The organism is Cupriavidus sp. DF5525 (assembly GCF_040149425.2).
GTDB classification, from domain to species: domain Bacteria; phylum Pseudomonadota; class Gammaproteobacteria; order Burkholderiales; family Burkholderiaceae; genus Cupriavidus; species Cupriavidus pickettii_A.
Window position 1 is genome coordinate 2,603,070 of record NZ_CP168266.1, and the last position, 23,020, is coordinate 2,626,089.

A 23,020-nucleotide genomic window follows, 5' to 3' on the forward strand; every position below is an offset into this window, starting at 1 on the left:
CTAGCGGAAGCTGCGCTGCACCAGCACGAACACCGCGGCCACCACGCACACCGCGGCAAAGCCGTGCAGCATGTCCATGCCGGCGAGCAGCGTGGCCTGCCGGTCGATTTCGAGCGAGAGCTTCGCCAGCCCGGACGCGGACAGCGCGTCAGGGGTTTGCAGCACCGGGTTGAAGCGCGTGACGTGCTCTACCAGGTGCGTGCGGTGCTGCGCCAGCCCGTCCTGCATGAACACGCTGGCCAGGCCCGTGCCCATCGCCGAGGCGATCTGCTTGCAGACGTTCTTGAACTGGTAGGCGTGCGAGAAGTCCTCGACCGGCACCTCCAGGTAGGTCATCGATGCCACCTGTACCATCAGCAGCACCGGCGTCAGCCCTTCGAGCAGCACCACCGGCACCAGGGCATAGTCCGGCGCGCCCGGCATCAGCTGGTGAGAGAACAGCATCGCCGCGCAGGCGTAGACGACAAAGCCGATCGCGATCACGCGCCGCTTGCGAAACACCAGCGCCATGCCCAGCGTGATGATGATGGCGCCGATGGTGGCCACCGTGCCGCTGGTGGCCAGCAGCATGCAGGTAGTGCGGAAGGTCAGCCCGAGACCGGTCTGGGTCAGCGACGGCAGCAGGAAGGCCCACGCCGACGACATCAGGTAATACAGCGTGTAGAAGCCCAGCCCGTACAGGTACTGGCGTCCGGCCAGCCGCGAGAAGTCGATCCACGGATCCGGGTGGCGGTACAGCCGCCAGCCCGCGAAGGCGAACAGCGCCAGGCCGCACAGCGCCGCCAGCGGCATTTCCGGGGAGCTGAAAAAGCGCGTGTAGCGCATCTCCTGCAGCGTGTGCAGGAACACCAGCGCGCCCAGCGCCGCGGCGATCGCGGCCGGCCAGTCCAGCGTCGATACCGGCGGATGCGGGTCGCGCGGCGCGCGCGTGGGATAGGTCAGCGCCACCGACAGCAGCACCGGCAACGCAATGCCGGCCTGGAACAGGAACACCGCGCGCCAGCCGATATCGTCCAGGAAGATGCTGGTCAGCCACGGCGTGATCGCCAGCATCGAGAACGCGCCGCCGCCGAAGCGCAGCATCAGCGGCGCGCGCTCGGCGGGGGTCGACACCAGTTGCACCAGGATGCGCGAAGCCGCGAACAAGCCGCCCGCGCCGAGCCCCTGCACCGCCTTGCCGCCGATCAGCCCGGCGGGGCTGGCGAACTCGGCACAGATCAGCGAGCCGAGGATAAACACCACCAGCGAGCCCATGATGAAGCGCTTGTAGGTGGTGCGGCGCGCGACCTGGTCGAGCACCATGTTCATCAGCACCGCGGTGGCCGCGTAGGCGGAGATCGCGTACAGGTAGTCTTCCGGCGCGGCACCGACGCCGCCCTGGATGTGCTGGCTGGCCACGCCCATCATCAGCGTGGAGGAGAAGTCGATGCCGGTCACCAGCCCGAGCGTCAGGCCGAACAATGAAAGTCGCCAGTGACCCATTTCCGGGTGACTGGCGAGTTGCATGCGGGGGCGTGGGGGCGTGGTGGCCGGGTTGGGGGCTAAGGCGTCCGGACAGGCTGGGACAGGCGTTTGTTGCATCGGTCAAGCATAATGGCGCCTGCTGTCGGGAACTACAGGTTGTCAGGGAAACATTGTCCGGTGAACGAAACAATCCAATGGAATGATTGGGAGGCGTTCTGCTGTGTGGTCGAGCAGGGAACGTTCACGGCCGCGGCGGAGCAGCTGGATTGCCCCAAGTCGCGGGTCTCGGCCGCGGTGGCGCGGCTGGAAACCGCCATCGGCGCCAAGCTGCTGGAGCGCACCACGCGCCGCATGCGCCTGACCGATGCAGGCAAGGCGGTCTACCGCGACGTCGCCCCGCTGTTCGCACGGCTGCGCGAAATCCGCCAGGAAACGCTGGCGCGCGAGGAACGCGTGCAGGGCGTGCTGCGCATCGCCACGCCTTATGAATTTGGCGCGCAGCAGCTCGGCGGCGTGATCTGCCGCACGCTGGCGGCGCACCCGGCGCTCGACGTCGCCGTGGAAATCACGCAGGGCCTGGTCGATCCGATCCGCGACGGGTTTGACGTGGCGTTCGTCATCGTCGATGCCGACCTGCCGGATTCCGGCACCGTGGCGCGGCGCATCTATCACGTCGAGCGCGGCCTGTTCGCTGCGCCGGCGCTGGCGGCCAGCCTGCCGGCACAGCTGCGCCCGGAAGACCTGGCCAACATGCCCACGCTGACCACGCCCGGCGACACCGTATGGGAATTCACCCGCGACGGCCAGACCGTTTCCGTGCCGATCCGTCCGCGCATGCAGACCTACAACGCCGAGCTGCGCCTGCAGGGCGCGCTGGCCGGGCTGGGCATCGCCCGGCTGTCGGTGAACTACTGCGAGGCCGAGATCGCGCAAGGGCGCCTGGTGCGCGTGCTGCCTGACTACCCGTTGCCGCCGCTGCGCGTGTTCGCGCTGCTGCCGGACCGGCGCCTGCAGCCGCGCAAGGTGCGGGCCTTCATGGAAGCGATCGAATCGATGATGGTGTCCGAGCTGGAGCCGGACGTTGGGACGGAAGCCGCCGAGACCGGGCTTGCCGAGGGAGAGGGAGCGCTGGAGGGAGAGGCCCGCCCGGCGGGTTGAGCGCGCCGGTGTCGGGCCGCCACGGCCGGGGCCGTGGCCAAGGGAAGCGGTGAGGCTGGCCGCGGCGCTCAGGCGCCGTCGGTAAATGCGTCGCGGCGGTCCATGGTGCTGGCGCCGTCGGTGAACGGGTCGAACTTGCCCATCTTGGCGCCGTCCGTGTACGGATCCGCCTTGCCGACGCGGGCGCCGTCCAGGAACGGATCGGCCTTGCCGACGTGGCCGATGCTGCCGTCCAGGCGGGCGATATCGGAAACGGGTTCAGAGGCGTGGGCCGTGGCCGCGGCGAACGAGAGGCCGGCGGCGCACAGCAGGGAGAGCAGCAGGGTGGGGCGTTGTGCGAGGGTCTTCATGGTGGAGTGGTCCTTCTTGGCAGGGTTCGTGGCTGCAGCGCCACGTTGCCTGTAATGTAGGACTTCACACTGGGCAGAAAAAGAGCCTATTGTCGACAGACTGTCCAGCCGCGCGGACAATCGCCTGCCGCCAATCTGCCCGCCCCCTCAGAAATGCATGTTGAACACGCTGGCGCCCAGCCGCGCGATCACCATCAGCAGGATCTGCGCGATCACGAACAGCACCAGCGGCGACACATCGAAGCCGCCCAGGCGCGGCACCACGCGCTGGATCGGGCGCAGGACCGGCGCGGTCAGGTGGTCGATGGCCGGGGTGACTGGCGAATGCGGGTTGACCCACGACAGGATCGCCATCAGCAGCGTCACCCACATCACCAGGCTGATGGCCCATTTCAATACGTAAAGCAGCGAGGTGAGCAGCACCGCCGGCAGGAAGGCGAGCAGGTCCGCGCCGCTGATCATGGCGACCAGCAGCAGGAACACCACCGCGGTCAGCCAGGCGGCGACCACCGTGGCCCAGTCGATGCCACCCACGCCCGGGATGACCCGTCGCAGCGGACGGACCAGCCAGTCGGTGATCTGGAACACGCCCTGAGAGACCGGGTTGCGCGTGGGCAGGCGCGTGAGCTGCATCCAGACGCGAAGCAACAGCGCCATGCCGAACAGGGTAAAGACGGTATCCAGCAGGAAGAGGGCGATTTCCGAGAACATCGGTGCGTTATCCGGTGACGGGTGAAGGTGTCTGCAACCGCACAGATTCTGCCATAGCCCGACGGCGGCACGGCGCAACAGCGTGGCGGCGGCGTGGCCTGCCGGACATCTTTGCACCAGCAGCGCGGTGCGCGGACTCTATAATTGCGTGCGCCCGTGTTGCGGGATCGGCCGGCAGTCGGGCGGTTCCGCGCGTTGTACCGGCGCGTTCTGGTTGATTCGCGCTTCTTCGCAACCCCGCTTTCTCGCCATCCATGCCCAGCAAGTCCGCCCCGTCACGGAACAACACCCCGCTTAACAAGGCCGACTTCGAGGCGCTGTCCGACTTCCGCTACCAGTTGCGGCGCTTCCTGCGATTCTCCGAAGACGCCGCACGCGAGGAAGGCGTGACCGTGCAGCAATACCTGTTGCTGCTGCATATCCGCGGCAGCGCGGACAAGGACTGGGCCTCGATCGGCGAACTGGCGGAGCGCCTGCAGGCCAAGCAGCACGGGGTGGTCGCGCTGGTCAACCGCTGCGAGGCGGCCGGGCTGGTCAAGCGCCGCCTCAACCCCGAAGACCGGCGCGTGGTGCAGGTCCACCTGCTGGCCAAGGGCGAACGCTGCCTGAACCGGCTGGCGATGCTGCACCGTACCGAGCTCGAATCGCTGCGCGGCACCTTCCGCGTGGCGCGCATCACGCAGTTCAACGACGACGGCGCCGAGCGCGGCTGAGCGATTTTCGGGCAGGCGTCGCCAGCGGTTACAGGTGGTTACCAATCACAAGCTCCGGTGACACCCACTGCCCGCCGGCGGCCCTAGACTCGCGCGCATTCCCACAAACACGCGCAGCGCGCAGGAGTCCAGACATGTCCATCCCCCTTCGTTCGGTTGTGCTTGCGGTGCTTGGCGCCGGTGCGCTGGCCGGGTGTGCCACGCCGTATGGCTATGACTCCGGTTATGGCGCGGGGTATGGAGGCAGCGGTGGCTACAACACTGGCTACAACGGCGGCTATAACACGGGCTACAACACCGGCTACGGCACCACGGTCAGCGGCTATCCGGCGCAACAGGGCTACCCGCAGGGTTATCCGCAACAAGGCTATCCACAGCAGGGCTATCCGCAACAACAGGGCTACCCGCAACAACAGGGCTACCCGCAGCAGGGCTACCCCCAGCAGGGCTACCCCCAGCAGTCGTACCCCGCTGACGGCAGCTATGGCGACCAATACGGCAACGAGGCCTACGGCGTGCGCTACGGCTGGGTCGAAGCGATTGAAGTGGTGCCCGGCCAGCCGCCCTCGACCAGCGGCGCGGGCGCCGTGGTCGGCGGCATCGTCGGCGGGCTGCTCGGCCACCAGGTCGGCGGCGGCCGCGGCAATACCGTCGCCACCATCGGCGGCGCCGTTGCCGGCGCGGTGGCCGGCAACGAGGTGGAGAAGCGCACCGGTTCCAGCGCCCCGGCCTACCGCGTGCGCGTGCGCACCAGCGACAACGCCTACCTCACGCTGACGCAGTCCAACGCCTACCAGATGCGCATCGGCGACCGCGTCAAGGTCGAGAACGGCGTCGCGGTGCCGTACTGAGGCGAGTCCGCAAGGGGCGTCTGTGGCAGACGCCCCGAGGGTTACGCATCAGCACCGAACAACTGCGCATAGTCCTCGCGCAGCTGCCGCTTGAGCAGCTTGCCGGCCGTATTGCGCGGCAGGTCCGCGACGAACACGATGCGCTTGGGCACCTTGAACGGCGCCAGCGCCTCGCGCGCATGCGCGATCAGCTCCTCCTCGCTGGCCTCGTGGCCGCGCTTGCGCACCACGCAGGCGGTCACTGCCTCGACCCACTTCGGATGAGGCAGCGCGAACACCGCCGCCTCGGCCACCGCGCCGTGGGTGTACAGGCATTCTTCCACCTCGCGGCTCGACACCAGCACGCCGCCTGAATTGATCACGTCCTTGATCCGGTCCACCACGTACAGGTAGCCCTCGGCATCCATGTAGCCGAGGTCGCCCGAGTGGAACCAGCCCCCTGCAAAGGCTTCGGCGGTCTGCTCCGGCTTGTTCCAGTACTCAGTCAGCAGTTGCGCCGAGCGGTGCACGATCTCGCCCAGCTCGCCGGACGGCACATCCCGCATGGTCTCGTCGACGATGCGGGTCTCGACGTTGAGCACCGGGCGGCCGGCGGACGCGGGGCGCGCCGCATGCTCGTCGGGCCCGAGCACCGTGGCCAGCGGCCCGATCTCGCTTTGCCCGTAGCAGTTGTAGAAGCGCAGCGCGGGCAGCTTCTGCTGCAACTCCAGCAGCACCGGCACCGGCATGATCGATGCGCCGTAGTAGGCCTTGACCAGCGAGCCAAGCCTGGCCGGATCGAAGTCCGCATGGCGCAGCAGCGCGATCCACACCGTCGGCGGGGCAAAGAAACTGGTGATGCCTTCGCCGTGGATGGTGCGCAGGCAATAGCCGGCTTCCGGGCTGTCGGCGATCAGCGTGGTGCCGCCGCACAGCAGCAGCGGCATCAGGAACACATGCATCTGCGCCGAGTGGTACAGCGGCAGCGCGGCCAGCGAATAGTCCGACTCGCGGATATCGCAGGCGGCAATGGTGCTGCCGTATTCGGCGAGCAGCGCGCGGTGCGTCAGCACGGCGCCCTTGGGCGCGGAGGTGGTGCCCGAGGTGTACAGGATCTGCGCGGGCGTGGCGTCGGTGAGCGCATCGGAAACCGGTGCCGCGGGTCCGTCGGCCGCGGTGGCCAGGATATCGCGCGCATTGCCGCCATGCAGCGTGCCGCTGACCTTGCACGGCAGCCCATCCACGCGCTCGGCCAGCGCCGGATCGGCAAAGATCGCGCTGGCGCCCGACTGCGTCACGATGTACTCGGCCTCGGCGCGCGTCATCGAGAAATTGACCGGCACATGGATCAGCCCGCTGCGCAGGCAGGCCAGCCACAGCAGCACATAGGCGTCGGAGTTCTTGCCGAAGGCAGCGACGCGATCGCCCGGCCGCAGCCCCCATTGCGCCAGCGCGCCGGCCACGCGGGCCGCGCCATCGTCGAGCTGCCGGTAGGTCCAGGCCCGTTCGCCGAAGCGGATCGCGGTCTTGTCCGGGCTGCGCCGCACGGCGCGGGCGATGGCGTCGGGGATGGTGTTGCGCAGGGCGCGCTGCTGCTCTGACTGCATGGTGGTCTCCGTCGTTATGGTTTGGGGTCCAGCAGGTCTTGAAGCTCAGCGGCGAGCATAAGGGCTGCCGCCCGGCCGTGGCAAGGCGGCGGCGGGGGGCGCGCTGCGCGCGCCGCTACCTACAGCGATTGCGCCAGGAACGCCAGCGCGCGCCCGTGTGCCAGCGCGGCACTGGGCTGGTGGTAGGAAGCGCGCGCCCAGCAATTGAAGCCGTGGTCGGCGTTGGGGTAGACGTGGATCTCGGTGCCGGGTTTGCCCGCCGTCGCCTCGCGCACGCCCTGCACGGCCCCGGGCGGGATATGCGTGTCGAGCGCGCCGTAGTGGAACTGCACCGGCACGCGGATGTTCACGGCTTCCTCCAGCTGGTTCTGGATGCCGCCGCCGTAGTACGGCACGGCCGCGTCGACCAGGCCGCGCGCCGCGCTCAGGTACGCCAGCAGGCCGCCAAAGCAGTAGCCCACCGCGGCGACCTTGCCGGCGCCGGTGCGCTGGCGCAGCGCCTGCACGGTGGCGGCGATATCCTCCAGCGCGGCTGGCACGTCCACCGCCTTGCGCAGCGTCATCGCACGCGCCATGTCGTCGCCGTCATAGCCCAGTTCCACGCGCGGCGCCTGGCGCCAGAACACGTCGGGTGCCAGCACCACATAGCCGTCGGCGGCGTACTGGTCGGCCACGGCGCGGATATGCTCGTTCACGCCGAAGATCTCCTGCAGCAGCACGATGGCGGGCGCACCGGGACGCACGCCGGCGGGCGGCAGGCTCAGATAGGCGTCGAAGCTGCCCGCGGCGCTGTCGACGCGGATCCATTGGCTGTCGGGAATGGCTGTCATGGGGAGGCTCTCCGGAATGGCTCTTAACAGGTAGGCAGGATGCGCGGCGCTGGCCGCACGCCAGCCGCAAGTGTGCCACCGGGCGCCGCTTCGTGCAGGCGCTGGCCCCTCAGTACGCGTCAGTACGCCTTTGACTGCCGATAGCGCGTGTTCCAGTTGTCGGTGTAGGCCTTGACCACTGCCGCGTCGCCGCGGATCAGCATGCCATTCTCGGCGTTGCGCTCCTGTGCCGACTTGGTGAAGTTGAACGACCCGGTAAAGACCGCCTGGTCGTCGAACACCATCACCTTGTTGTGCGCGATCGCGGGCTTGCTGTCGATCACCACCGGCACGCCAGCGTGCTTCAGGTAGGTGGCGCTGGTATAGCGTTCCGATTGCTGGCTCTTGTCCAGGATCACGCGCACGTCCACGCCGCGCTTGTGCGCCTGCGCCACTGCTTCGGCGATCGGCGCGCTGGTGAAGGAGTAGGCCTGGATCAGCAACTGCCGGCGCGTGCTGCGGATGGCGTTGATCAGCAGCGCCTGGCAGCTCGCGCCATCGGGCACGAAGCACAGCGTATAGCCGCTGCCCTGGGCAAAGGCTTTGCTCGGCACCGGCTTCGCGTCCGGCGGCTGTGCGGGATTGCCGTTGCGCGCCGGGAAGTGTTTGGTAACGGCTTCGTTGAAGGTATCGCTGATACTGCCGGCGATGGTCTCGGTGACCTGGTCGAACGTGGAAGTCGAACGGGCGTGCGCTTGCGCGATCAGGTGGCTGAACGGGCTGAGCGAGTTGAAGTATGAACGCAGCGAGCCGAACGAGCCGAAAGAAGTAAAGGCGGATACGGCTGCGGCAAGGCCCAGGCCCAGCACGGCCCGGCGAATGAATCTGACAGTCACGGCGGATCTTTGCTTCAGTGGATGACAGCGTGCGCGCGCCGCGCGCCGCATGCGGTCAGGACGGGTCCGCAGCGTAGCAGCCGCATACGCCACTGGCAAAGGGGGATTGTGTAACAGGATCTGTGCGCGCTGCGTGGCGTGGCGCGGGCCTTGGGGCTATCCGCGCGCGGCGCCTATGATGGATGGAACCCCCGCGGGTGCGCCCGCCAAGGAGAGGGACATGACCAACCATACCTACAAGCTGGTCGAGATCGTCGGCTCTTCGCCCGATGGTTGCGACCAGGCCATCCAGAGCGCCATTACCAAGGCTGGCGAAACCATCAAGAACATCGACTGGTTCGAAGTGGTGGAAACGCGCGGCCATATCCAGAATGGCAAGATCGCGCATTACCAGGTCACGCTGAAAGTGGGTTTCCGCGTGACCTGATCGCGGCGCAGCGCATACCGCGCCGCCCGTCGTTACACCGCCGCACCACCGCGCGGCGCGCACCCGGATTGCGCCGCGCGCGGGGTTTCGTCGCCTCAGGGCAGGCGGATCTCCTTCACGTCGAAGTGCGACTCGCCGATCAGCTCCTTGTCGTACTCCCCGACGAGCTCCACCGTGGTCTGCGCGTCCACGGGCTTCTGTGCGGGCCACAGCTTAGACTTGATATTCACCTTCATCTGGCCGGTGCCGTCCGAGAACAGGTAGCGCTCGTCGCCGACGCTGCTGACGATCTTGCCGCGCAGCACGGCGTTCTGGTCGTCCTTGCCGTCGGCCTGCAGGGCCTTGACGGTCATCACGGGGATGGCCGAGGGGCCGGTGTACTGGGCGCTGGCGCCGGCGGCGGCGAGGCCAAATGCAAGGGTCAGGGCGGTGGCGGTCAGGATGTGTTTCATGTGCGTTCTCCGTTGAGGTTGGGATCACGGGGGCGATGGCATGCATGATGCGCCGGCACGCCTGAACCGTTGCTGAACGGGCTCGCGGGGCGCGACGCTTTATGATGCTGCCTTCGCGCCTTCACTGATCGGGTCCCAGATTGCGTTTCCTCCACACCGCCGACTGGCATCTCGGCCGCCTCTTCCATGCCCGCAGCCTGCTGGAAGACCAGGCCCATCTCCTCGACCAGTTTGTCGAACTGGTCCGCACCGAACGCCCCGACGCCGTGCTGGTCGCCGGCGACGTCTATGACCGCGCCGTGCCGCCGCCCGAGGCGGTGGCGCTGCTCGACGACGTGCTGGGCCGCATCGTCGTCGATGCCGGCGTGCCGGTGGTAATGATCGCCGGCAACCACGACAGCGCCCAGCGGCTCGAATTCGGCGCGCGCCTGATGCGTGCGCAGGGCCTGCACGTGGCCGGCCGCACGCTGGCCGAGGCCGCCTGCGTGACGCTGCACGATGCCCATGGCGAAGTGCGCCTCTACGCGTTGCCTTATGCGGAGCCAGCCGTGGTGCGCGATGCGATGGGCACCGAACTGCCTTCGCATGAAGCCGCGCTGCGCGCGCAGCTGGATGCCATCCGCGCCGTGCACCCGCCCGGCGTGCGCGCCGTGGTGGTGGGCCATGCCTTCGTGGTGGGCGGCGCGGCCAGCGAATCCGAACGGCCGCTGTCGGTCGGCGGCAGCGGCGCCGTGGCCGCCGACCTGTTCGCCGGCTTCGACCTGGTGGCGCTGGGCCACCTGCACCGGCCGCAGACGCTGGGCGGCGGGCGCGTCCACTATGCGGGCTCGCTGCTGAAATACTCGCTGTCCGAGTGCGCGCATGACAAATCCGTGTCGCGCATCGAACTGGGCGCGGACGGCGCGGTGACCATCACGCCCGTGCCGCTGCAGCCGCTGCGCGATGTGCGCGTGGTCGAAGGCGAACTGGCCGCGCTGCTGGACGCGGGCACTACCGATCCGCAACGCGACGACTACATCCACGCGCGGCTGACCGATACCGGCGCGCTGCTGGACCCGATGGCGAAGCTGCGCCAGGTCTATCCCAACGCGCTGGCCATCGAGCGTACGGTGCTGGCGCGCAGCGGCACGGCCTCGGAGGCCGGGCGCAAGCTGCGGCAGCTCGGCACCGGCGAACTGTTCGCCAGCTTCTTCCGCGAGGTGGCCAATGCCGAGCTGGAGCCGGGCCAGCGCGAGGTGCTGGACCAGGTGCTGGCGGGCATGGCCGCCGCGGAACGGGAGTCGGCATGAGACCGCTGCATCTGACCCTGCAGGCCTTCGGGCCTTTTGCCGCGACCGAGCAGGTTGACTTCACGCGGCTGGGCGACCAGGCCTTCTTCCTGATCCACGGTCCCACCGGCGCCGGCAAGACCACGCTGCTCGACGCGATTTGCTTTGCGCTGTACGGCGATACCTCCGGCGGCGAACGCAGCGCGCAGGCGATGCGCAGCGCCAATGCGGCGCCAGGATTGCGGACCGAGGTCACGCTGGAGTTCAGCCTCGGCGCGCAGCGCTGGCGCGTGGTCCGTTCGCCCGCGCAGGAGCGGCCCAAGCAGCGCGGCGAAGGCTGGGTGACCGAGGCCGCCAAGGCGCAGCTGGACCTGCATGACGGCAATGGCTGGGTCAGCAAGGCCAGCCAGCCGGGCAAGGTCAGCGACGCGATCCGCGATCTTCTGGGCTTCGACAGCGCGCAGTTCCGCCAGGTGATCGTGCTGCCGCAAGGGCGTTTCCGTGAACTGCTGACGGCCAGTTCGCAGGCACGGCAGGCGATCCTGGAGCGCTTGTTCCGCACCGAGCTGTATCGCCGCGTAGAAGAGTTGCTGAAGGCGCAAGCCGCCGAGATCCGCCGCGATGCCGAACGCATCGGCATCCAGCGCGAGGAAGCACTGCGACAGGCCGGCGTGGAGTCCGCGCAGGCGCTGACCGATGGCATCGCCGCGCTGCAGGCGGAACTGCTGGCGCTGCACGGGCAGGAGCAGGGCGCGCGCACTGTGCTGGCCACCGCGCAGACGACGCTGGGTGCCGCCGAGCAGGTGGCGGCGCGCCTGCAGGAGCGCCAGCAGGCGCAGGCCGCGCATGCGGCGCTGCTGGCACGCCAGCCGTCGATCGAAGACGAGCGCGCACGCCTGCATGCCGCCCAACGTGCCGCGCGCGTCAGGCCGGCGCTGCAGCAATGGCAGACGGCGCAGCGTGACCAGACGGCGGCCGGCGCGGCGCTGGCACAGGCCGGCGAACAGGCGGCCCGTACCGCGCAACAGGCGGAACAGGTCGCAGCCGCGTTGCAGGCGGAAACGGCGCGTGCCGGCGAGCGCCAGGCCGCGCAGCGGCGCGTCTCGCAACTGGAAGCCATGTTGCCGCGCGCGCAGCAGCTCGGCGCCTTGCGGGCCGCATTGCAGGCCGCCGAAGGCAAACAGGCCGCCACGGCTACCGCGCGGGAACGGGCTACGGCACAGCTTGCCGCACGCCAGGCCGACGCCGTCGCCGCCGAGTCCGCGCTCGCCCAGGCGCAGCTTGCCGGCGCGCAGGCGCAGGCGACGCAGCTTCAGTTGGCCGCGCTGCAGGAACGGGCGCGGCAGTTCAGCCGCCACGCGCAGGCCGCCGGGGTGCTGACCGCCGCGATGAACCAGGCGGCCGATACCGAAGCGGCGGCGCAGCAGGCGCTGCGCGCCCGCGACCGCAGCCGCGGCACGCTCGCGGAAGCGGAATCCCTCTGGCGCGCCGGACAGGCCGCGCGCCTCGCCGCTAGCCTGGCGTCGGGCGATGCCTGTCCGGTATGCGGCAGCACTGCGCATCCGACGCCGGCGCTGCATGTGGCCGCGCCGCTATCGGACGAAGCGCTGGAACAGACCCGCCAGGCCGCGCTGGAAGCCGAGTCCCGGGCGGTGCGCTGCGCCGGCCAGCATCAGGCCGCGCAGGCAGCCATCGCGCAGGCGCGCGAGCGGCTGGACGACATCGCGCAGGCATTGGGCGATGTGTCGGACGAGGCCGCGCGCCACCTGAAGTCGGAGATCGCCGCCCTGGAAGGCGCGCTGGCCGAAGGCAAACAGGCCGCGGCAAGCGTGGCGCAACGCGAAGCCGCCATCGTTGCCACCCGCAGCGCACGCGATGCCGCGGAAGCCGCCAGCCGTGATGCCGCCACGGCAGCCGAAGCCGCCGCACAGGCGCTGGCCCGCTGCCAGGGCGAATGGCAGGCCGCCAGCGCGCAAGTCCCGGAAGATTCGCGCGACCCGGCGGCGCTCGTTGAGGCCTTGCGCCAGGCCCAGGCCATGCTCGCCACGCTGGAACGCGCGCTGGCCGCCGCGCAGGCGGCCGAGCGCCAGGCCGCCGCCGATGCCGCGGGTGCGCAGGCAGCGCTGGCGTCGGCCCGTCAGGTGCAGTCGCAGGCCGCGACCCGGCTCGCCGATGCCGACAGCGTGCTGGCGCAAGCGCTGGCACAGGAAGCCTTTGCCGACGTGCAGGCGCATGCCGCCAACAGCCTGCCCGACGATGCGATGCAGGCGATTGACGCCACGCTGCGCACCTTCGACGCCCAGCTTGCCGCCGCCGCGGACCGGCGCGAGCGCGCCGAGGCCGCGGCGCAATCGCTCGATGCGCCGGACCTCGATGGCCTGCGTGAGGCGAGGGAGGCGGCAGCCGCGGCAGTGGAAGCACTGGTCCGCCAGCAAGCCGAGCGCGGCCGTTCGCGCGACGCCTTGCAGCAATGCCACCAGCGCCTGCAGCAGCTAGACGCGCAGGGCCGCGACATCGAGGCCCGCTATGCGGTCCTGGGCCGGCTGGCCGAAGTCGCCAACGGCAACAACCCGCGCCGCATGACGTTCCAGCGCTTCGTGCTGGCGACGCTGCTCGACGAGGTGCTCGAAGCCGCGTCGGCGCGGCTGCTGGCGATGAGCCGCGGCCGCTATGTGCTGCAGCGCGTGCGCGAACTGGGCGACCAGCGCAGCGCGGGCGGGCTCGATATCGAAGTGTTCGACTACGACACCGGCGCACCGCGCCCGGCCAACACGTTGTCGGGCGGCGAAGGTTTCCTGGCTTCGCTGTCGCTGGCGCTGGGGTTGGCCGACGTGGTGCAGTCGCGCGCGGGCGGCATCCAGCTCGATACGTTGTTTGTGGATGAGGGTTTCGGCACGCTCGATCCCGAGAGCCTGGACTTTGCGATCCGCACGTTGCTGGACTTGCAGCAGGCGGGGCGGCTGGTGGGGATCATTTCTCACGTTACCGAACTGCGGGAACGCATTGACGTGCGGCTGGAAGTGAGGCCGGGTGTGGGTGGGAGCCGGACGGTGTTGACGGGCGCAACTGCCGCAGCGTTATAAAGCTGACGCTCGCAGAAAACGCTATACGCTCGGTTTGCTCCCCTCTCCCGCTTGCGGGAGAGCGGCCGGGGGAGAGGGCAGGCGCTCTTCCCCGCGACAACGCCCATCACACCACAAACACCTGCCGGCAACGAATCGCCATCACCTGCGCTTCAAGCGCTCGCGCCGCGGCGCGAGCCAGCCGCGCACGGCGCGACAAAGACGGCATCAATTTGCGTGTGTCCTGCGCAGCGATCGCGCTCTGTTGATCCTTCTGCTGACCCAGTCCCCACGCCTGCTCCGTGACATGCAGGATGCGCGCAAGCGCGGCATGATGCGTGGATTGAATCGGGACGTTGGCGGTTGCCATGGCGGGCTCCTCGTCCTTGTCTTGTGCTCTCGACTTGTTTCCAGCTTTGCGGCACCGCGCTCAGCCGGGTGGTCCGGTGGCTGCTTTGCGATGCTGCCTTTGCTCTGATTCAACGATAGCCCGCGCCGCCCTCAGCCCATATCGAGTGCGAGCCGATTGTCCTGTCGGCCCTGTCCTACACGGGGCGCCTGCATCACCCTGCGCGTTTATCGCCCACCGCGTTATCTTCGCCCTCAGCCCTCGCTTGACCCTCTCCATCGCGCAGGTGTAACCTGTTCATTCTGCGAATTCAAGTTCGAATTGCGAACATCTCGCGAGTATCGAGCGAGCGGCGCGCACAAGTCGCAACAACACCACGCAGTCTGCTGGACCGTTCAACGGGCGGCAAACGCGGCACAAGAGCCGCGGGGCCGAGACGAACATCCTTTCCGGCAGGACTACCGGAGACAGTCCTTCATGCGCCGCGCCTTGCGGCCCGCTCCGGTGGCCTGGCGGATCTTCCGACCTGGAACGCAAGTGATCAACAAGCTATACGACACGGTGGAAGCGGCAGTAGCCGGCATCCACGACGGCGCCACCATCCTGATCGGCGGCTTCGGTCTCGCAGGCATGCCCGCGGAACTGATCGACGCGCTGATCGAGCAAGGCGCGCGCGACCTGACCATCGTCAACAACAATGCCGGCAACGGCGACACCGGGCTGGCGGCGCTGCTCAAGGCCAAGCGCGTACGCAAGATCGTGTGCTCGTTCCCGCGCCAGTCGGATTCGTACGTGTTCGACTCGCTCTACCATGCAGGCGAGATCGAGCTGGAACTGGTGCCGCAGGGCAACCTGGCCGAGCGCATCCGCGCAGCCGGCGCGGGCATCGGCGGCTTCTTCACCCGCACCGCCTATGGCACGCCGCTGGCAGAAGGCAAGGAAACGCGCATCATCGACGGCCAGGGCTACGTGTTCGAGACCCCGATCCATGCTGACTTCGCGCTGATCAAGGCCGACACCGCCGACCGCTGGGGCAACCTCACCTATCGCAAGACCGCGCGCAACTTCGGCCCGATCATGGCGATGGCCGCCAAATGCGCCATCGTGCAGGTCAGCCGCGTGGTCGAGCTGGGCGAGATGGACCCCGAACACATCGTGACGCCGGGCCTTTTCGTCAAGCGCGTCGTCAAGGTCGCGTGAGTGCGACAGGCAACAGGAGAACCAACATGCAACGCCTGACCCGCGATCAGATGGCCGCCCGCGTGGCCAAAGACATTCCCGAAGGTGCCGTGGTCAATCTCGGCATCGGCCTGCCGACGCTCGTCGGCAACCACCTGCCCGCAGACAAGGAAATCCTGCTGCACAGCGAGAACGGCCTGCTCGGCATGGGCCCCGCGCCCGCACCGGGCGAGGAAGACGGCGACCTGATCAACGCCGGCAAGCAGCCGGTGACGATCAAGGCGGGCGGCTCCTACTTTCACCACGCCGATTCGTTCGCGATGATGCGTGGCGGCCACCTCGACTTCTGCGTGCTGGGCGCGTTCCAGGTGTCGGAGAAGGGCGACCTCGCCAACTGGCATACCGGCGCACCCGGCGCGATCCCCGCCGTGGGCGGCGCGATGGACCTGGCGATCGGCGCCAAGCAGGTGTTCGTGATGATGGAGCACCACACCAAGCAGGGCGAGAGCAAGGTCGTGCCGCAGTGCACCTATCCGCTCACCGGCATCGGCTGCGTGACCCGCATCTATACGGATCTTGCTACGATCGACGTGACCGCCGACGGGCTGGTCGCACGCGACCTTGTCGAAGGGCTGAGCTTTGAAGAGCTGCAGCGCCTGACCGGCGTTCCGCTGAAGCAGGCCGCATAAGTACGCATTAGTGCCCGCACCGATACACACACCAAGACGAGAGAGACACACCATGACCGAAGCCTTTATCTGCGACGCCATCCGCACCCCCATCGGCCGCTACGGCGGCAGCCTGTCCGCGGTGCGCCCGGACGATCTCGGCGCGGTGCCGCTGAAGGCGCTGATGGCCCGCAACCCGAACCTGGACTGGTCGGCCATTGAAGACGTGATCTATGGCAACGCCAACCAGGCCGGCGAAGACAACCGCAACGTGGCGCGCATGTCGCTGCTGCTGGCCGGCCTGCCGCAAAGCGTGCCGGGCGCCACCATCAACCGCCTGTGCGGTTCGGGCATGGACGCCACCGGCACCGCCGCGCGCGCCATCAAGTCGGGCGAGGCGCAGCTGATGATCGCCGGCGGCGTGGAAAGCATGAGCCGCGCTCCGTTCGTGATGGGCAAGGCCACCAGCGCCTTCTCGCGCGATGCGCAGATCTTCGACACCACCATCGGCTGGCGCTTTATCAACCCGGCCATGCGTGCTGCCTACGGCGTGGACTCGATGCCCGAGACCGCCGAGAACGTCGCCACCGACTACAAGATCAGCCGCGAAGATCAGGACCTGATGGCGCTGCGCAGCCAGGAAAAGGCGTCGCGCGCGCAGGCCGACGGCACCCTGGCCCAGGAAATCACCCCGGTCACCATCGCCCAGAAGAAGGGCGACCCGATCGTGGTCGAGCGCGACGAGCACCCGCGCGCCACCAGCATGGAAGCGCTGGCCAAGCTGCGCGGCGTGGTCCGTGCTGACGGCACCGTGACCGCTGGCAATGCCTCGGGCGTGAACGACGGCGCCTGCGCGCTGCTGCTGGCCAGTGAAGCCGGCATCAAGCAACACGGCCTGACCCCGCGCGCACGCATCGTCGGCATGGCAACCGCCGGCGTGGCGCCGCGCGTGATGGGCATCGGCCCGGCACCGGCGTCGCAAAAGCTGCTCAAGCAGCTCGGCATGACCATGGACCAGATCGACGTGATCGAACTGAACGAAGCGTTCGCCGCGCAAGGCCTGGCGGTGCTGCGTGAACTGGGCGTGGCCGACGACGACAAGCGCGTCAACCCGAACGGCGGCGCGATCGCGCTGGGCCACCCGCTGGGCATGAGCGGCGCGCGCCTGGTCACGACTGCGATGTACCAGCTGCACCGCACCGGCGGCCGCTTTGCGCTGTGCACGATGTGCATCGGCGTGGGCCAGGGTATCGCGATGGTGATCGAGCGCGTCTGAAGGTAGCAGGTTGCATTGCCGAGGGTTTGCTCCCTCTCCCGCTAGCGGGAGAGGGAGCCGGTTAGCGGTAGTTGTCAGGGTGACACCCTGATTCAAGAATCCGTACGACCATCGTTTTTTCGCATTTGCATGTCCCGGCCGCGCGCTGCGTTGCCGGTAGTGGAGTGAAAGATGTCCCTTCCCGTAGCCACGCTCGTGACCGGCGCAAGTTCCGGTATCGGCCGCGCCATCTGTGAAATGCTGCTGGCCGATGGCGTGACCCAGGTGGTCAATGTCGACTATGCCGAACCGGCCTGGTCGCACCCGAACATGACCTTCTTCCAGGCCGACCTGACCGACGCCGACGCGACCCGCGCCGTGGCGGAACAGGTGACCTCGCGCTTTGCGGTCACGCGCCTGGTGAACAATGCCGGCGCCACCCGGCCCGGCACCGCCGCCACCGCCACCGTCGCCGACCTGGACTACGTGACCGGCCTGCACCTGCAGGCCCCGCTGCTGCTCACGCAAGCCTGCCTGCCCGCGATGCGCGCCGCCGGCTTCGGCCGCATCGTCAACATGGCCTCGCGCGCCGCGCTGGGCAAGCCCGAACGCGTGGTGTACTCGGCCACCAAGGCCGGCCTGATCGGCATGACCCGCACGCTCGCGATGGAACTGGGCGGCGACGGCGTGACCGTCAACGCCGTCGCCCCGGGCCCGATCGCCACCGAACTGTTCCGCAAGAGCAACCCGGAAGGCGCCGAACAGACCAAACGCATCCTCGCCAGCATCACCGTCAAGCGCATGGGCACCCCGGAAGACGTCGCGCGCGCCGCGCTGTTCTTCCTGTCACCCGACAACGGCTTTGTCACCGGCCAGGTGCTGTACGTTTGCGGCGGCACCACGCTGGGTGTTGCGCCGGTGTAAGCGCGCCAGATCCGGGTATTCAAGCATTGAACAAGAAGAGACGTTAACCAAACGTCACGCAGCATGGCGGCCCGTGGCCGGGTCGCCCACCGGATGCGCGCGTGTGCGCAGCATCCGTTCGGGAACGGCAATCACGCCTTTTCAGCACAACGTCCCGCGCGGCCCCCAATCGCCGCCGGACAGCCATACACCGGAGTAATACCGATGAGACTCGATTCCCAGACCTCCACCACCCGCCGCCGCCTGCTCGCCGCAGGCGTGGTGCTGGCCACCACCATCATCGGCTTTGCCGGCGCTGCCCACGCACAGGGCGGCTACCCGACCAAGCCGATCACCATGATCGTGCCGTTCTCGGCCGGTGGCACCACCGACATCCTGGCCCGCATCGTCGGCCTGCAGCTGGGCAAGGCGCTCGGCCAGCCGGTCGTGATCGACAACCGTCCGGGCGCGGGCGGCAATATCGGCGCCTCGCTGGCAGCCAAGGCGCCTGGCGACGGCTACACGCTGTTCATGGGCACCATCGGCACGCACGCGATCAACCAGTCGCTGTACTCCAAGCTGCCGTACGACCCGGTCAAGGACTTCGCGCCGATCACCCGCGTGGCGATGGTGCCGAACCTGGTGGTCGTGAACCCCAAGGTGCCGGTCAACAACGTCAAGGAACTGATCGCCTACGTCAAGGCCAACCCGGACAAGCTGTCGTACGGCTCGTCGGGCAGCGGCTCGTCGATGCACCTGTCGGGCGAGCTGTTCAACTCGATGACCGGCCTGCATATCCAGCACATCCCGTACAAGGGCAGCGCGCCTGCCGTGAATGACCTGCTGGGCAACCAGATCGGCCTGATGTTCGACAACATGCCGTCGTCGTACCCGCACGTGAAGGCGGGCAAGCTGCGCGCCATCGCCGTGACCTCGGCCAAGCGCTCGCCGGCGCTGCCGAACGTGCCGACCGTGGCCGAGTCCGGCGTGACCGGCTATGAAGCCACCTCGTGGTTCGCGCTGTACGCCACCGCCGGCACGCCGCAACCGATCATCGACCGCCTCAACGCCGAAGTGGTGAAGATCCTCGCCATGCCGGAAGTGAAGAAGCAGATGGCCGACCAGGGTGCCGAGCCCAACCCCGAAAAGCCGGCGCAGCTGGCTGCGTTCATGAAGTCGGAAACGGCCAAGTGGTCGAAGGTGGTGAAGGCTTCGGGCGCTACGGTGGACTGAGTTTCATCCGACGCATGCCCGGCGGCGCGTCGCAGCGGTGCGATGTACCGCGTGTGGAAGCCCTCTTGCCTCGCGGCACGGGGGCTTTTTTCTTTTTTGCTCCGATGAACGTGCGAGGTTTCCTGAGCTGCGCAACCGCGAGTTCATGCGCGCGCTGGCGAGAGCCTGGAACCTCGCCGAATTTTTCAGCAGGCTGCTGCACAATGGCGAGGGCTTCAGCTTTCATGAACGCCGCCGCCACTAGCGCGGCCGCAGCGTCGCGCCCGGCCAGCGGCCGTCGCGCACGAGCGTGGCGGCCACGTCGGCCAGCACCACGCGCGCGGCCAGCGCCGCGGGCGACAGTTCATCGTCCGACAGGCTTACCAGCAGGTTCGGCCGGGTCGCGTCGGGATCGGTGAGCAGCACGCTGCGGTAGGGCGCGCCCTGGCTGCGCGCCAGCGCGGCGCCGGGCTGGATGGTGGCGCCCAGGCCGCCCTGCACCGCGTCCATCAGGATTGCCAGGCCGTCGATCTCCGCGACCACGCGGGGCTCGCGCCCGGCGTGCTGGAAGCACGCCGACACCAGCGCGCGCAGCCCGTGCGAGCCGCTCGGCAGGATCAGCGGCAGCTTGCCGAGTGCGGCTACCGAGGTGCGGTTGCCGCGCGGCATGCCGGCCAGCCCGCTGGCGCCGATCACGAACAGCCTTTCATCCAGCAGCGGCAGTACGGTCCGGCGCTGCGCCGATTCCTCGCTGAACAGCACCGCCAGGTCGATCTGGCGAGCGCCCAGCATGGTGCCGAGGTAGCCCGACAGGCTTTCGACCATGCGCAGGCGCACATCGGGATAGCGCTCGCGCATGGCCTGCATGAACGGCAGCGCCAGCACCGCTGCGGTGCTTGGCGGCAGGCCCACGCTGACGTGGCCGGACAGGCGCGCCTGGCGCGCGGCGAGTGCGGCGTCGTCGATATGGCGCAGCGCCAGCTGGGCCTGGCGCCAGAAGGCCAGCCCGGCGTCGGTGGCGACCACGCCGGTGGAGGTGCGCTGCAGCAGCCGCGTGGACAGCTCGCTCTCCAGCCGGCTGATCTGCTGGCTCAGCGCCGACGTGACCACGCCCAGCTCCAGCGCGGCCTTGCCCATGCTGCCGTGCTCGATGACGCTGACGAAGTAGCGCAGTTGCCTCAGTTCCATCTCTTGTCTCCGCTGTTGCCGCCTGGCCTGAATTGCCCGCATCGTAGCGGAAATCCGCCAGACGGTTCACAGATCCTGAAGACCCGTTAACGGATGCCGACTGGCGGGCTTGCCATGCGCTACGTAGAGTCGCGGCCACAACAAGCGGGCAGGCGCCCGCTGTCCCGGAACTACGCGACTTATCCTCACAGGAGACTGCATGAAGCCCGTATCGCGCATCGTTGGCGCGCTTGCCGCCTGCATTACCGGCGCCGCCATGCTGGCCACCGGCACCGCCATCGCCGCCGACAACTGGCCCACCAAACCGATCACGCTGGTGGTGCCGTTCGCCAGCGGCGGTACCACCGATATCCTCGCCCGCACCATCGGCCAGAAGCTCGGCGAGGCGCTGCATCAGCCGGTGGTAGTCGACAACCGCCCCGGCGCCGGCGGCACCATCGGCGCGGCCAACGTGGCGCGCGCGCAGGCCGACGGCTACACCTTCCTGCTGGCCACCGTGGCGCACACCATGGCGCCGGCCATCTACAAGAGCCTGCCGTACGAGTTCACGCGCGACCTCGATCCCGTCGGCCTGGTCGCGCTGACCCCCAACGTGCTGCTGGTCAACCCCGCCATCCCGGTAAAGTCGGTGCCCGAACTGATCGCCTATATCAAGGCGCATCCGGGCAAGGTCAACTACGGCTCGGCCGGCATCGGCAGCACCGAGCACCTGTCGGGCGAGCTGTTCCGCGCCATGACCGGCACCGATATCTCCCACGTGCCGTACAAGGGCGGCGCGCCGATGATGACTGACCTGATCGCCGGCCAGATCCAGATGGCGATCGAGACCAGCCCGTCGGCGGCACCGCACGTACGCAGCGGCAAGGTCAAGGCGCTGGCCGTGACCACGGCGAAGCGCTCGGGCGCCTATCCCGGCGTGCCGACGCTGGCCGAGAGCGGCATCAAGGGCTACGAGGTCACCACCTGGTTCGCGCTGATGGCACCGCGCGGCACGCCTGCCGCGGTCGAGCAGCGCGTGGCGGCGGAGTTGGGCAAGCTGCTGAAGGCGCCCGATGTGCAGAAGCGGTTCGACGAGCAGGGCGTGACCGCCGGCGACCTGACGCCGGCGCAGCTTGCCGCCTTTATCCGCGCCGAAACAGACAAGTGGGGCAAGGTGGCGCGGGATTCGGGGGCGAAGGCGGAATAACGGCCGCGCTCACGGGAAGCGGCGCTGGCATTACACCAGATCATTGTGAAACGCGCCTGCGCCCTCTGATCGGCCGCCATAACGTCACCTGAACACCCCTTGCCGGCCGGGGTCCAATGGATGTCGTCAGCCTGAATACGGAGGAACCATCATGCATGACCTTGCCTTCGTTCACGCTGACGCGGCCCACGTCGAGTGGCAGGTCGCGCTGGCCGACTGCCAGCGCCAGCTGGACACGCAGGATTTCCTGCGCCAGGCGAAGTCGGACAGCCCGCCGCCGCTGACGCTCGGCTGGTGCTACCTGAGCGACTACTACGCGCTGGCCGCCGAGGCGATCCTTGCCGCGCTGCAGCAGAACTGGCCCGGCGTGTCCTGGGTAGGCACGGTCGGCCTGGGAGTATCCGCCAGCGGCGTCGAGTACTTCGACGAGCCGGCCATGGTGCTGATGGCGGCGCCGTTCCCGCGCGACAGCTTCCAGCTGTTTTCGGGGCGCCAGCCCTTGCCGGCCCCGTCTTCCGGCTTCGTTCCCCATACCGCGCTGGTGCATGCCGAGGGCAGTACGCCGGATGTCCAGGACCTGCTGCACGAGCTGAGCGCGCGAACGGCCACCGGCTACCTCTTCGGCGGCTTGTCCTCGGCCCGCAACCGTACCCTGCACATTGCCGATGGCGTCTTCTCCGGCGGGCTGTCGGGCGTGCTGTTCGGCCCCGAAATCGGGCTGGTCTCCCGCGTCACGCAGGGCTGCCAGCCGATCGGGCCGGTGCGCGCCGTGACCCGCAGCGATCACAACCTCCTGTTCGCGCTGGATGGCAAGCCGGCCCTGGATTGCATCCTGCAGGACCTGGGCGTCGAACGCGACGCCCCGCTGGAGACCATGGCGGAGGCACTTTCGGGAACGCTCGCCGGCCTGAACTCAGCCACCGATGATGCCCCGGTCCTGCCCGGCAGGTTCGGCTCGGATACGCTGGTGCGCCACCTGATCGGCCTGGACGTACAGCATCGCGTGCTGGCGCTGGCCGACATGGTCGAGCCCGGCATGCGGCTGGCATTCTGCACGCGCAATGCCACTGCGGCGCGCGCGGACCTGGTGCGCGTCGCCACCGAGATCCGCACCGAGATCGAGGACGGCGGCCACGGCCGCGCACGGGGCGCGCTCTACATCAGCTGCTCAGGCAGGGGCGGGCCGCATTTCGGCGCGCCGCATGCCGAACTGCAGACCGTGCGCCGCGCGCTGGGCGACCTGCCGCTGGCCGGTTTCTTTGCCGGCGGCGAGATCGCAAGGGATCACCTCTACGGCTACACGGGGGTGCTGACTGTTTTCACCAGCCAATGA

The 23,020-nt window shown here is 68.6% G+C and carries 23 protein-coding genes; 13 read left to right on the plus strand and 10 right to left on the minus strand.

Annotated features, from left to right (window positions below; all coding sequences use genetic code 11):
- Positions 1-1,581, minus strand: coding sequence for an MFS transporter (locus ABNX08_RS33075; RefSeq protein ID WP_022537402.1), 1,581 nt, complete (start codon positions 1,579-1,581; stop codon positions 1-3).
- Positions 1,582-1,641: 60 nt separating this feature from the next.
- On the opposite strand from ABNX08_RS33075, the gene ABNX08_RS33080 reads away from it, so the two are divergent.
- Positions 1,642-2,622: a LysR family transcriptional regulator gene (locus ABNX08_RS33080; RefSeq protein WP_041681660.1), complete on the plus strand. Its 981-nt coding sequence runs from the start codon at positions 1,642-1,644 to the stop codon at positions 2,620-2,622.
- A 68-nt stretch (positions 2,623-2,690) separates the two neighbouring features.
- Here ABNX08_RS33080 and ABNX08_RS33085 read toward each other — a convergent pair whose 3' ends face one another.
- Both ABNX08_RS33085 and ABNX08_RS33090 read right to left on the minus strand, forming a co-directional pair.
- Positions 2,691-2,972 carry a hypothetical protein gene (locus tag ABNX08_RS33085; RefSeq protein WP_022537404.1) on the minus strand — a complete coding sequence of 94 codons (282 nt, stop codon included), beginning with the start codon at positions 2,970-2,972 and terminating at the stop codon, positions 2,691-2,693.
- Between the two features lie 147 nt (positions 2,973-3,119).
- Positions 3,120-3,683: a YggT family protein gene (locus tag ABNX08_RS33090; RefSeq protein WP_022537405.1), complete on the minus strand. Its 564-nt coding sequence runs from the start codon at positions 3,681-3,683 to the stop codon at positions 3,120-3,122.
- Between the two features lie 254 nt (positions 3,684-3,937).
- Here ABNX08_RS33090 and ABNX08_RS33095 point away from each other — a divergent pair, with 254 nt between their 5' ends.
- Positions 3,938-4,396, plus strand: a complete 459-nt coding sequence (locus ABNX08_RS33095; RefSeq protein WP_022537406.1) for a MarR family winged helix-turn-helix transcriptional regulator — start codon at positions 3,938-3,940, stop codon at positions 4,394-4,396.
- 134 nt (positions 4,397-4,530) lie between these two features.
- Positions 4,531-5,247 (plus strand): glycine zipper 2TM domain-containing protein, encoded by a 717-nt coding sequence (locus ABNX08_RS33100; RefSeq protein ID WP_022537407.1) that lies wholly within the window; start codon positions 4,531-4,533, stop codon positions 5,245-5,247.
- Between the two features lie 41 nt (positions 5,248-5,288).
- On the opposite strand, the gene ABNX08_RS33105 is transcribed toward ABNX08_RS33100, so the two are convergent.
- The 3 genes from ABNX08_RS33105 to ABNX08_RS33115 form a co-directional block, all read right to left on the minus strand.
- On the minus strand, positions 5,289-6,833 hold the full coding sequence (locus ABNX08_RS33105; RefSeq protein ID WP_022537408.1) for an acyl-CoA synthetase: 1,545 nt from the start codon (positions 6,831-6,833) through the stop codon (positions 5,289-5,291).
- Positions 6,834-6,952: 119 nt separating this feature from the next.
- On the minus strand, positions 6,953-7,663 hold the full coding sequence (locus ABNX08_RS33110) for a dienelactone hydrolase family protein (RefSeq protein WP_022537409.1): 711 nt from the start codon (positions 7,661-7,663) through the stop codon (positions 6,953-6,955).
- 119 nt (positions 7,664-7,782) lie between these two features.
- The gene (locus ABNX08_RS33115) at positions 7,783-8,538 is read right to left on the minus strand and encodes a phospholipase D family protein (RefSeq protein WP_022537410.1); all 756 of its coding nucleotides are present in this window, start codon (positions 8,536-8,538) and stop codon (positions 7,783-7,785) included.
- Positions 8,539-8,758: 220 nt separating this feature from the next.
- Here ABNX08_RS33115 and ABNX08_RS33120 point away from each other — a divergent pair, with 220 nt between their 5' ends.
- Positions 8,759-8,965 (plus strand): dodecin, encoded by a 207-nt coding sequence (locus ABNX08_RS33120; protein ID WP_022537411.1) that lies wholly within the window; start codon positions 8,759-8,761, stop codon positions 8,963-8,965.
- A gap of 95 nt (positions 8,966-9,060) precedes the next feature.
- Here the strand turns inward: ABNX08_RS33120 and ABNX08_RS33125 are convergent, their stop codons facing one another.
- Positions 9,061-9,417, minus strand: coding sequence for a YgiW/YdeI family stress tolerance OB fold protein (locus tag ABNX08_RS33125; RefSeq protein WP_022537412.1), 357 nt, complete (start codon positions 9,415-9,417; stop codon positions 9,061-9,063).
- A gap of 140 nt (positions 9,418-9,557) precedes the next feature.
- On the opposite strand from ABNX08_RS33125, the gene ABNX08_RS33130 reads away from it, so the two are divergent.
- Positions 9,558-10,706 carry an exonuclease SbcCD subunit D gene (locus ABNX08_RS33130; protein ID WP_022537413.1) on the plus strand — a complete coding sequence of 383 codons (1,149 nt, stop codon included), beginning with the start codon at positions 9,558-9,560 and terminating at the stop codon, positions 10,704-10,706.
- Entirely contained in the window at positions 10,703-13,768 is a 3,066-nt protein-coding gene (locus ABNX08_RS33135) for an AAA family ATPase (RefSeq protein WP_022537414.1), read from the plus strand. Before ABNX08_RS33130 ends, ABNX08_RS33135 begins: the two co-directional genes overlap by 4 nt.
- A 106-nt stretch (positions 13,769-13,874) precedes the next feature.
- Here the strand turns inward: ABNX08_RS33135 and ABNX08_RS33140 are convergent, their stop codons facing one another.
- Positions 13,875-14,117 (minus strand): hypothetical protein, encoded by a 243-nt coding sequence (locus ABNX08_RS33140; RefSeq protein WP_022537415.1) that lies wholly within the window; start codon positions 14,115-14,117, stop codon positions 13,875-13,877.
- 516 nt (positions 14,118-14,633) lie between these two features.
- Between ABNX08_RS33140 and ABNX08_RS33145 the strand changes: the two genes are divergently transcribed.
- The 5 genes from ABNX08_RS33145 (at position 14,634) to ABNX08_RS33165 (ending at position 19,334) form a co-directional block, all read left to right on the plus strand.
- Positions 14,634-15,296 carry a 3-oxoacid CoA-transferase subunit A gene (locus tag ABNX08_RS33145; RefSeq protein ID WP_041681662.1) on the plus strand — a complete coding sequence of 221 codons (663 nt, stop codon included), beginning with the start codon at positions 14,634-14,636 and terminating at the stop codon, positions 15,294-15,296.
- A 26-nt stretch (positions 15,297-15,322) separates the two neighbouring features.
- Entirely contained in the window at positions 15,323-15,964 is a 642-nt protein-coding gene (locus ABNX08_RS33150) for a 3-oxoacid CoA-transferase subunit B (protein ID WP_022537417.1), read from the plus strand.
- Between the two features lie 52 nt (positions 15,965-16,016).
- Positions 16,017-17,219: a 3-oxoadipyl-CoA thiolase gene (pcaF, locus tag ABNX08_RS33155; protein WP_022537418.1), complete on the plus strand. Its 1,203-nt coding sequence runs from the start codon at positions 16,017-16,019 to the stop codon at positions 17,217-17,219.
- Between the two features lie 171 nt (positions 17,220-17,390).
- Positions 17,391-18,122, plus strand: a complete 732-nt coding sequence (locus ABNX08_RS33160) for an SDR family NAD(P)-dependent oxidoreductase (RefSeq protein WP_022537419.1) — start codon at positions 17,391-17,393, stop codon at positions 18,120-18,122.
- Between the two features lie 204 nt (positions 18,123-18,326).
- Entirely contained in the window at positions 18,327-19,334 is a 1,008-nt protein-coding gene (locus ABNX08_RS33165; RefSeq protein ID WP_022537420.1) for a tripartite tricarboxylate transporter substrate binding protein, read from the plus strand.
- On the opposite strand, the gene ABNX08_RS33170 is transcribed toward ABNX08_RS33165, so the two are convergent.
- Both ABNX08_RS33170 and ABNX08_RS33175 read right to left on the minus strand, forming a co-directional pair.
- Positions 19,321-19,560, minus strand: coding sequence for a hypothetical protein (locus ABNX08_RS33170; RefSeq protein ID WP_349608692.1), 240 nt, complete (start codon positions 19,558-19,560; stop codon positions 19,321-19,323). The two genes, ABNX08_RS33165 and ABNX08_RS33170, sit on opposite strands and share 14 nt — an antisense overlap.
- 14 nt (positions 19,561-19,574) lie before the next feature.
- Positions 19,575-20,501, minus strand: coding sequence for a LysR family transcriptional regulator (locus ABNX08_RS33175; RefSeq protein ID WP_022537422.1), 927 nt, complete (start codon positions 20,499-20,501; stop codon positions 19,575-19,577).
- A 199-nt stretch (positions 20,502-20,700) separates the two neighbouring features.
- Between ABNX08_RS33175 and ABNX08_RS33180 the strand changes: the two genes are divergently transcribed.
- On the plus strand, positions 20,701-21,687 hold the full coding sequence (locus tag ABNX08_RS33180; protein ID WP_022537423.1) for a tripartite tricarboxylate transporter substrate binding protein: 987 nt from the start codon (positions 20,701-20,703) through the stop codon (positions 21,685-21,687).
- A gap of 151 nt (positions 21,688-21,838) precedes the next feature.
- Positions 21,839-23,020, plus strand: coding sequence for an FIST N-terminal domain-containing protein (locus tag ABNX08_RS33185; RefSeq protein WP_022537424.1), 1,182 nt, complete (start codon positions 21,839-21,841; stop codon positions 23,018-23,020).